Below are 2,379 nucleotides of genomic sequence, written 5' to 3' on the forward strand. Positions count from 1 at the left end.
TTCGCACCGGGTTTCACGTGCCCGGCGCTACTCGGGTGCCCCGCTCGGAGGGGGCGCGCTTGTGCGTACGGGGCTCTCACCCTGTTCCGCCGGCCTTCCCAGGCCGTTCCGCTAGCGCGCCCCTTTGTAACTCCGCCCATGGTCTGAGGCCCATGGGATGCGCGGTCCCGCAACCCCTCATGCAGCAACGCCCTCAAGCTTACACGTGCATGGGTTTGGGCTCGCGCGGTTTCGCTCGCCGCTACTCCCGCGATCTCGGTTGATTTCTCTTCCTCCGGGTACTTAGATGTTTCAGTTCCCCGGGTTGCCTTCCGCCGCCCTATTCTGTTCAGGCGGGGATAGATGGGCATGACCCCATCTGGGTTGCCCCATTCGGAGACCTGCGGATCAAAGGGTGTTTGCCCCTCCCCGCAGCTTATCGCAGCTTGCCGCGTCCTTCGTCGACTTCCTGTGCCAAGGCATCCGCCGTGCGCCCTTAGTATCTTCGTCTCTTTGGTTCTCGTTCAGTATGGTATGGGTATCCATATCGATGTATCGCGATCGTGAAAGATGCTCCATTACTTTGACAGATCACTCGATTGGATCGGTGATATGCATGTGATGAAGATCTTCTTTGTCACTTTAAACGCTATGCAACTGTCAAGGTGCGCGGGAAGGCGCTCGCCTTCCCGAGGCTTCGAGAGCCTCGGAAGCCGGATGCTGAGAGAGCGGAGGGCGAGATGCGCCTCGCAACGGGCCCGTCCGACGGACGGCTTCCGTTCTGTTCTGTTTTCCATCCAGGCGAGGGAGCTTCGCTCGACCTCGTCGGACACGTGTGTGTCTCCCTAGAAAGGAGGTGATCCAGCCGCACCTTCCGGTACGGCTACCTTGTTACGACTTCACCCCCCTTACCCTCCACACCTTCGACGCCTCCGCCCCTTGCGGGTTCGGCCGGCGGCTTCGGGTGCAGACGACTCGGGTGGTGTGACGGGCGGTGTGTACAAGGCCCGGGAACGTATTCACCGCGGCATGCTGATCCGCGATTACTAGCAACTCCGACTTCACGGAGGCGGGTTGCAGCCTCCGATCCGAACTGGGGCCGGCTTTGAGGGATTCGCTTCCTGTCGCCAGGTCGCAGCCCGTTGTACCGGCCATTGTAGCACGTGTGCAGCCCAGGGCATAAAGGGCATGATGACTTGACGTCGTCCCCACCTTCCTCCGGCTTGACGCCGGCAGTCCCGTATGAGTCCCCAACTCAATGCTGGCAACATACGGCAGGGGTTGCGCTCGTTGCGGGACTTAACCCAACATCTCACGACACGAGCTGACGACAGCCATGCACCACCTGCGCGAGCTCCTCTCGGCCACCGGGTCTCCCCGGCTTCACTCGCATGTCAAGCCCTGGTAAGGTTCTTCGCGTTGCTTCGAATTAAGCCACATGCTCCGCTGCTTGTGCGGGCCCCCGTCAATTCCTTTGAGTTTTAGCCTTGCGGCCGTACTCCCCAGGCGGGACGCTTAATGCGTTGGCTTCGGCACGGAGAGGCGATCCTCCCCACACCTAGCGTCCATCGTTTACGGCTAGGACTACCAGGGTATCTAATCCTGTTCGCTCCCCTAGCTTTCGCACCTCAGCGTCAGTGTCGGCCCAGCAGGCTGCCTTCGCCATCGGTGTTCTTCCCGATATCTGCGCATTCCACCGCTACACCGGGAATTCCGCCTGCCTCTACCGAACTCGAGCGCGCCAGTTCGGAACCCGGCTCGAGGTTGAGCCCCGAGGTTAGAGGTTCCGCTTGGCGCGCCGCCTACGCGCGCTTTACGCCCAATGAATCCGGATAACGCTCGCCCCCTACGTATTACCGCGGCTGCTGGCACGTAGTTAGCCGGGGCTTCTTCTGCAGGTACCGTCGTCGGTCTTCCCTGCTGAAAGCGGTTTACAACCCGAAGGCCGTCTTCCCGCACGCGGCGTTGCTGCGTCAGGGTTTCCCCCATTGCGCAAAATTCCCCACTGCTGCCTCCCGTAGGAGTCTGGGCCGTATCTCAGTCCCAATGTGGCCGGTCGGTCTCTCAACCCGGCTACCCGTCGAAAGCACGGTGGGCCGCTACCCCGCCGTCTACCTGATGGGCCGCGACCCCATCCCCCTCCGCCTGGGCTTTCCCGACCCCTCCATGCGGAGGGGAAGGAGCATCCGGTATTAGCCACGGTTTCCCGAGGTTGTCCCGGAGAGGGGGGCAGGTTGGTCACGTGTTACTCACCCGTTCGCCACTGTATGACCACCCGAAGGTGGGTTAACCGTTCGACTTGCATGTGTTAGGCACGCCGCCAGCGTTCATCCTGAGCCAGGATCAAACTCTCCGTTTAAAGAGTGCGGCATCGCTGCCGCGTTCGATCTTGGTTTTCTC

At 61.4% G+C, this 2,379-nt stretch carries 2 rRNA genes; both read right to left on the minus strand.

Going from position 1 to position 2,379, the window contains the following annotated elements:
* A 23S ribosomal RNA gene (locus DMP08_RS12225) occupies nucleotides 1-489 on the minus strand; the annotation flags it as partial.
* 339 nt (nucleotides 490-828) lie between these two features.
* Nucleotides 829-2,338: ribosomal RNA gene (locus tag DMP08_RS12230) — 16S ribosomal RNA — on the minus strand.
* Nucleotides 2,339-2,379: the final 41 nt, after the last annotated feature.

It is taken from the genome of Paraeggerthella hongkongensis, assembly GCF_003726035.1.
Lineage (GTDB): Bacteria > Actinomycetota > Coriobacteriia > Coriobacteriales > Eggerthellaceae > Paraeggerthella > Paraeggerthella hongkongensis.